The following is an 8,867-nucleotide window of genomic DNA, read 5'->3' on the forward strand; positions in this document are numbered from 1 at the left end:
GATGGGGTAGGTTCCGGCGTTGGAGATGGGGTAGGTTCCGGCGTTGGAGATGGGGTAGGTTCCGGCGTTGGAGATGGGGTAGGTTCCGGCGTTGGAGATGGGGTAGGTTCCGGCGTTGGAGATGGGGTAGGTTCCGGCGTTGGAGATGGGGTAGGTTCCGGCGTTGGAGATGGTGTCGGTTCCGGCGTTGGCGATGGTGTTGGTTCCGGCGTTGGAGATGGTGTTGGTTCCGGCGTTGGAGATGGCACCGAAGTAACGATCGCAATGTTGCCCTGAGTGTAACTGCTTGGCGGCACCGGCACCGCAAACTGTGGCGAAATTGTCTCGGAACCTGATGTAATGGCTCCCGCCGTCCCATTCGTTGTCGCATCGCCGACAATAAAAGGTGTAGTAGTGCCCCCAGCGTGTCGGATCGCGATCGCGCCACCACTTGTGCCATTAGCGCTGGAAATGCTCACATTTACACCGTTACTATCTGTAAAAGTCCCGCTGACTGTGAGAAGATTGCCAGCCGTGAGGTCAATACTGCCGCCAGTAGACTGGAGAGTGCCTGTAATGGCGATGTCGCTGGCAGCTTTGAGAGTAATATTACCGCCAGAAGTGGCGATCGCATCCAGGCCAATGTCCCCTCCCGACTCCAAAATCACAGGCCCGCCTGCTGTCGAAATCGCTCCCACTCCGATGCTATTGCCCGAAGCAACACCCCCAGAAGCAAAAAATGTCTCCCCTGCGGTGACATTCGGCGACAGATTCGCAGGATTCGCCAGAGTCGAAACGCCCGATCGCAGAATTAAAGCTGCACTACCTGAAAGCACCGCCGCATCTGGATCGGCAGAACCTGACAAAGTAGTATCTGGCCCAGTGATAGTAATATCTCCCGTCGCGATCGCGCCTTTTGCTTCTACCTTAAGTGAGGTGCCAGTATAATCCCCAAATCTGATATCTCCCTCGGAGCTAATAATCGGGTCGTACAAACTCACAAACCTGCCGCGCTCGCCAGACAATGTGAGAATACTTACATTACCTCCCGCAGCGAAGTGAGCATCGCCTGAAACATTGCCATTGCTCAATAATGTGATATCCCCTGCGGATTGGAATGCAGGGCTAGGGTTATTTAGGGCGAAGATATCAATATTTTGATTACCTTGTATAGTAAGATTGCCACCTACGATTGCCCTGAAAGGATAACTTCCATCCCGTACCCGCACCGTATCTCCTGCCAACAGATATAAATTGTTCTCAGTAAGTAGCGGGCTTTCTACCAAAGTGAGATTACGTGCTGCCGAGAGAGTAGCATTCTGACTATTAACAATAGAACTAGCGATCGCCACGTCCCCGCTTTCCACCCTCAAACCCCCCGTCAAAACCACTTCTCCTGCACCGTTAACGGAGATACCAGTAGCAGAGTTCCCACCTGCGCCCGCAAGCAATTGCGGAAGAGACAAAGGCAGAGATAATTGACCATTCTGTACCAACAATCCCCCGTCAAAAACTCCGATTTCTAAACTTAATAAATGCCCTTGTTGACTAATACGAACAGCATTCTCACCGGGAACAGCAGCGACAATAATATTACCTTGGGAAGCCTTGAGGGAACCTGTGTTGACAACTGTGCCGCCAATTAAACTTATACTTTGCCCCGGCATGACTGCTAAATTACCTGCATTGATTATACTTCCCGGTTGGCTGAGATTAAAGTAAAAAGTGTTCGGAGTTCCTATCAGCGTACTGTAATCGTTCGATCCGGCAACATTGAAAAAAACCGAATCAAAACCGACGTTAGTAGCAGTAGTAGCTGTAAAAGCAGCCGGAAGATTCAAGCTAGCATTAGGGCCAAAGATAATGCCCGAAGGATTTATTAAAAACAAGTTGGAATTGCCGCCACTTACTTGAATTAAACCATTAATAATAGAAGGATTGCCACCTACTACCCGTCCTAAGATGTTGCGAATAGCGGGATTAGAGATAAAATTAGCAATCTGCCCTTCGCTAAGCCCAAACTGTTGAAAACTGTGGAAAAGATTCGCTCCATCTCTAGAAGTTTTACCACCTGTGATATTGAAGCGATCGCCGTTGTCAGGCGTGACAGTAGTGCCAGTGCGATCGGGTGCGGGAACAATGGGTTGTCCTTGTGCCACCGTTGTACTCAAAATAGTCGCTGCGATCGCTAGCATTGCAGCACCCTGTATAGAAAAAAAGGCTAGTTTCATTAGCTTTGAGCTGGCAGAACACGTATCTGACAATTATAACTTTAAGGTATTAGCTGCTCAGTGCGGTCAACTGCGGCGTAAACTTAGCAATTAAGAACCTCGTCACCATCAGGAAGGTTGCTATACCTGAAACCCACATTCTGCACCCTCAACTGTCACAATCGGTTTTTACTTATTTTTAGCCAGCAATAAAGCTAGAAATTATAGCTTTATACCGTACATTGACTGATAAAAAACCTTTTAAAGCCATAATTTATTATTGAAAAAATAGAGTTTTCTGCGTAATTTTGCTGTGTGATACGCCAGGCTGCGTAATGTGGGCTGAAAATCACAGAAAAAGTGCGATCGACTGTTGGTACACCATACAAATTAGGCGATCGCAATCGGGGCAACCCGAAAGTATTGGCAGGCTGGCACCCGAAAAACTAAACATTTGTTAACAAACCTTTTTTTTGCCTTTATAACGCGCTATTCTCTACACAAAGCTGGTGCGTTTTGGCTCCGCGTTAATATTTACCATAAAAATCAATATGCTCTCTATTGCAGGCGTTGCCGTCCAGACACTTCTCTATGAAAGCGCCAACTCTCTGGTTTACCGGGCGATTCGGGAAGCAGATAACCAGCCGATTATCCTCAAACTTCTCAAAGAAAGCTACCCCACACCTCAAGAATTGGTGCGCTACCGCACCGAATACCGCATCACCCAAGAGCTAAAAGAGCCAGGAGTCGTGCAGGTTTATGACTTGCAAAAATACCAAAACAGCCTCGTGATGTTTGTAGAGGACTTTGGCGGCGAATCCTTGACAATTTGGATGCAGCAGCGAAAGTTTACTTTGGAGGAATTTTTGCAAATTGCGATCGCCACAACTGAAATTTTAGGCCAAATTCACAGCGCAAACATCATCCACAAAGATATTAACCCCTCGAATATTGTTTACAACCCGGAAACGGAACAATTAAAAATTATCGACTTTGGCATTTCCACTCAGCTAAGCCGAGAAACACCGATACTGAAAAACCCCGGCATTCTGGAAGGAACCCTTGCTTACATCTCACCAGAACAAACTGGCAGGATGAATCGCACTCTCGATTATCGTACTGACTTTTACTCCCTCGGCGTCACCTTCTACGAATTGCTGACAGGAAAATTGCCTTTTGAGGCAGAAGATGCTTTAGAACTGGTTCACTGCCATATTGCCAGACAACCAGTTCCACCGCACGAAATCGAGCCAGAAATTCCGGTAATTGTCTCACAAATTATCAGTAAACTGATGGCGAAGAACGCAGAAAACCGCTATCAAACTGCATTAGGATTGAAGCAGGATTTAGAAACTTGTTTGTTTCAATTACAAGCAACGGGTAACATTGAGGAGTTTGCCTTGGGAACGCGGGATATTACAGACCGTTTCCTGATTCCCGAAAAGTTATACGGCAGGGAAACTGAAGTTTCTAATCTATTAGCAGCCTTTGAGCGAGTCAGTACAGGTAGCGCCGAAATGATGCTGGTGGCTGGCTTTTCTGGGATTGGTAAAACCGCCGTCGTGAACGAAGTTCACAAGCCGATCGCCCGACAGCGTGGCTATTTTATTAAAGGTAAATACGACCAATTTCAACGCAATATTCCCTTTAGTGCATTTGTGCAAGCATTTCGGGAATTGATGGGACAATTATTATCAGAAAGTGACTCTCAGTTACACAGATGGAAAACCCTGATTCTCACCGCAGTAGGCGAGAGTGGGCAAGTCTTGATTGACGTAATTCCTGAATTAGAACACATCATTGGCGCTCAAAGTCCTGCACTAGAATTGTCGGGGAGTGCAGCCCAAAATCGCTTCAATCTGCTGATGCAGAAATTTGTGCAAGTATTTACCCAAGCAGAACATCCCTTAGTGATGTTTTTGGACGATTTGCAGTGGGCAGATTCGGCATCGCTGAAATTGCTACAACTGTTGATGGAGGATACGGGGCATCTGTTAGTATTGGGTGCTTATCGGGATAATGAGGTATCACCGGCTCATCCGTTTATGTTGACTGTGGATGAGATTGTGAAGTCTGGGGCAGTCGTGAATACTATTACCTTGCAACCGTTGAGTTTAGCAGATCTCAATCAGTTGGTAGCAGATACGCTGATTTGCGATTTATCTTTTGTTCAACCTTTGACAGAATTGGTTTATCAAAAAACCCAAGGTAATCCATTTTTCTCGAATCAATTCCTCAAGGCGTTGTATGAAGATGGTCAAATTATTTTTGACTGGAAGGTACGGCATTGGCAGTGCGATATTGCCCAAGCTAGACTTACCCACGCCTCGGATGTGGTGGAGTTTATGGCGGCGCAATTGCAGAAGTTGCCTGCCAAAACTCAGGATGTTCTAAAATTGGCGGCTTGTATTGGGGCACAGTTCGATTTAGAAACATTGGCAGTAGTCAGCCAAGAATTACCAGAACAAACGGCATCAGCACTGTGGAAACCCTTGCAAGAAGGACTCCTTTTAGTAATTTCAGAACGCTATAACTTTATTCAAGCAGATACTCAATCCCCGAATCTATCTGTTGCTAATACCACTTATAATTTCCTGCACGATCGCGTCCAGCAAGCGGCTTATTCCCTAATCCCCGAAAACAAAAAACAAGCCACTCACCTCAAAATTGGACAGTTACTCCTACACAAATATTCGGACATAGAAAGAGAGGAAAAACTATTTGATATTGTGGGGCATTTAAATCAAGGAATTGAGTTAATCAATGAATTAAGCGAACGAGAAGCCTTAGCCAAACTCAACTTAGAAGCGGGAGGTAAGGCAAGAAGTTCTACCGCCTACGCTGCGGCAAATATCTATCTGCAAACAGGGATTGAGCTACTGACGGCCAACTGCTGGCAAAGTCAGTATGAGTTGACCCTGAATCTCTATATTGCTGCTGCCGAAACCGCCTATTTGAATGCTGACCTTGATGGTATGGAACAGATGGCAGCACAGGTTTTGCAAAAAGCCCAAACAATTTTAGACAAAGTTAAAATTTACGAAATTCAAATCGTCGCCCATACAGTCCAGAGCCAAATGCTAGAAGCGATCGCCGTGGGGAGAAATGCCCTGGGGCAGTTGGGTGTTCAACTCCCCACCAACGTTGATGGAGCTTTAATTAGTAAAGCGCTAAAAACCTTGACCCGCCAACTCCAGAACAGGCAAATTGAAGAACTGGTTGACCTGCCTATGATGACAAATCCACAGACTCAGGCAGCTATCCAACTGTTAGGAATATTACCTGTAGCAATTTTCCAGGGAATGCCCGGTTTGCTGCCCCTACTTAGCTCTACGATGGTGAATTTATCGCTCCAATTTGGGAATGCACCCGCATCGACGGTGGGGTACGCGATCCACGGCATGGTCTTGTGCGGCTTTTTGGGAGATGTAGAAACGGGCTATGGCTTTGGTAAATTGGCACTCTCATTGCTATATCGCTTCAATGTGCAGGAATTCAAGTCGATAATTTTACTGATGTTTGGGGCCTGTATTCAGCATCACCAAGAACCTCTCTTGGCAACGATACCGACGAGCAAAAATGGCTATACGGCTGGCATGGAAAGTGGCGACTTTCTATACGCTGGCTACAACATAATGGGTTACTTTTATGCCCATTTCTTCGGTGGGGTAGAACTAGATACTTGGGAAACCGAAATAGTAAATTACAGCGTTGCCTTGGCTCAGGTAAAGCAATATTCTGCCCAGGGCTTGTTGGATATGACGCAGCAGACGGTGAAGAATTTGAGGGAAGCCAGTACTCTGTCGGATTGCTTAATAGGCTCTGCCTACGATGAAACGGTGATGATTCCTAAGCACCATCAGAACAATGACCTGACAGCGATCGCCCTTGCTTACATCTATAAACTGCTGCTTGCGTACTCATGGGGTAATTACACGGCTGCCATAGACCATATTGCGAAAGCCAAGCCGTATTTGATGGCAATATCAGGACAAATTTTTGCTCCCATTTTTTATCTCTATGCAGCCCTGACACACTTAGCACTTTTACCCACACAGTCAGAGCAGGAGCAAGCTTCCATTCTCGCTGTAGTGGAAACAGATCAAAGCACGCTGCACCAATGGGCGAAAAATGCGCCCATGAATTATCTGCATAAATGGTATTTAGTTGAGGCAGAGCGACAACGGGTGTTGGGCAATAAAGCTGAGGCGATTGAAATGTACGATCGCGCGATTTATGGAGCAAAAGACAATAAATTCGTCAACGAAGAAGCATTAGCTAACGAACTAGCAGCCAAATTTTACTGGGAATGGGGTAAAGAGAAACTTGCTCAAACCTACATGATTGAGGCATATTATTGTTATGTTCAATGGGGAGCCACTGCTAAGGTAAAAGATTTAGAAACGCGATATCCCCAATTATTAAAACCTATTCAACCGAGAAATAAGAACACTAAAACTACCGCAAGAGTGACGACAGGTTCGGAATCTAACTTAGATATCACCACAGTAATGAAAGCTTCTCAGGCGATTTCCGGTGAAATAATGCTAGACAAACTAATGTCTATCTTGATGAAATTTTTGATGGAAAGTGCCGGGGCACAAAGAGGATATCTAATTTTATCAAGCCAGGGACAACTGTTAATTGAAGCTGAAGTCACAATAAATTCCCAACAAGTCACCCTGTTGCAGTCTATCCCCGTTGAAACCTCTCAAAAACTTTCCTCCGCAATTGTCAATTATGTGGCCCGCACTCAAGAAAGCGTGGTACTGGATGAGGCTTTCAGAAAAGGACAATTTACCAACGACCCCTACATCCAAAAGCATCAGCCCAAATCAATTTTATGCGTGCCGCTGATTAACCAATCTCAAATCGTCAGTATTGTTTACCTAGAAAATAATCTGACAGCAGGAGCTTTTACCCCAGAAAGAGTGGAACTATTAAAAGTGTTATCGGGACAGGCAGCTATCTCGCTTCAAAATTCTAAGCTTTATACAGAAGTCCGAGAAAGTGAGAACAGACTGACTCAATTTTTAGAAGCAATTCCAGTAGGTCTGACAGTGCTAGATGCTTCGGGCAAACCTTACTATATTAATCGCGCTGCTATTCAATTATTGGGTAAAGGAGTTATTCCTGAAGTCACCACCGAGCAAATACCAGACGTTTATCAAATCTATCAAGCTGGAACAGAGGAGGAATATCCCTCTGCCGAATTGCCAACTACGCGGGCGTTGAGTGGCGAAAGTGCCACTGTAGATGATATGGAAATTCACCAAGGCAACAAGATTATTCCGATCGAAGCTTGGGGTACACCAATTTATGATGAAAACGACAATATTTCTTATGCAATTGTAGCCTTTCAAGATATCACAGAGCGCAAAAAAGCCGAAACTGAGCGAATCAGGTTTACCAATGAACTGTTCCTGCTCAACAAAGCTTACGAGCGTTTTGTCCCCAATCAATTCCTCCACTTTCTAGAGAAAGCAAGCATTATAGATGTGGAATTGGGTGACCAAGTGCAGTTAGAAATGTCGGTGCTATTTTCCGATATTCGCGATTTTACTACGCTTTCGGAAAGTATGACACCGGAGGATAATTTCAAATTTATCAATTCCTATCTTTCTCGTATGGAACCTGTTATTAATGAAAATAAGGGGTTTATTGATAAATATATTGGCGATGCGATTATGGCGCTGTTTAGCGGTGAAGCAGATCATGCGGTGAAAGCGGGAATTGCTATGCTGCACTGCCTCGTTGAATACAATCAAAATCGCGCCAATTGTGGTTATCTACCGATTCAGATTGGGATTGGCATCAATACTGGAACTTTGATGCTGGGAACGGTGGGCGGTCAAAATCGCATGGACGGGACGGTAATCAGCGATGCGGTGAATTTAGCTTCTCGCGTGGAAAGTTTGACAAAAAATTATGGGGTGTCGCTGTTAATCACCCAGGAAACTTACTCGCGTTTAGAAAATCCATCCCAGTACGCAATCCGGACTCTCGATACGGTAAAAGTCAAGGGAAAATCTGAATTAGTAACGGTTTATGAGGTGTTTGATGCTGACGGGCTAGAAATTAAAGAGGGTAAGTTAGCTACGCTGGAATTGTTTGCAGAAGCCTTGGCAATTTACTCGGAAGGGAATTTCGCGGAAGCGGCGCGGCTGTTTTCCGAGTGTTGGCGTCACAATCAGGGCGATCGCGCGGCTAAAATTTATTGGGAACGCTGTCAGTCTGCATTGGTGAGTCGCACATAAATTAAATACCGGTCACACAATTTACATTAATTGGAACAGTCCCAAACTCGATTGCTACATTCTTTAAGGGGCAGATCATTTTCATTTTTCACGAGTGGTATTGGGGCGACCGTTGGGTGCAGTCTCGGTTCGAGGAAGTGTCGCTGCTGCGACTGAATCTGGGGAAAACCGCTAGTTTACTGCCGCTGCGTGGGTTTTTGGCGGGTAAGCATAAAGGCTCAGAGTTATGTGAAGCCGGATCGCTTCATTGAAGACTAGGATTAGGTCAAGATCCATCAAAGCAGCGATCGCGGGCAAGGAGGGCAAAAGCAAGAGTAACCGAATTTTTCTGGCATTATCTAAACTTACTGGAGTTTAGACTAAGAAAAGCTGGCTCAGTTAGAAACTGAGGCATAAAAAATTCATTGGGCAGCCAAATATA

The 8,867-nt window shown here is 45.4% G+C and carries 2 protein-coding genes; one reads left to right on the forward strand and one right to left on the reverse strand.

What is annotated here, in order from left to right; translation table 11 throughout:
* On the reverse strand, positions 1-2,174 hold a 2,174-nt coding region (locus tag QUA38_RS25160; protein WP_445305101.1), incomplete at its 3' end, for a two-partner secretion domain-containing protein.
* Between the two features lie 566 nt (positions 2,175-2,740).
* On the opposite strand from QUA38_RS25160, the gene QUA38_RS25165 reads away from it, so the two are divergent.
* A complete protein-coding gene (locus tag QUA38_RS25165) occupies positions 2,741-8,446 on the forward strand; it encodes an AAA family ATPase (protein ID WP_333166777.1) in 5,706 nt (1,901 codons plus the stop codon).
* Positions 8,447-8,867 lie beyond the last annotated feature (421 nt).

This window comes from Microcoleus sp. Pol12B4 (genome assembly GCF_036701385.1).
In the GTDB taxonomy this organism is placed as follows: Bacteria; Cyanobacteriota; Cyanobacteriia; order Cyanobacteriales; family Microcoleaceae; genus Microcoleus.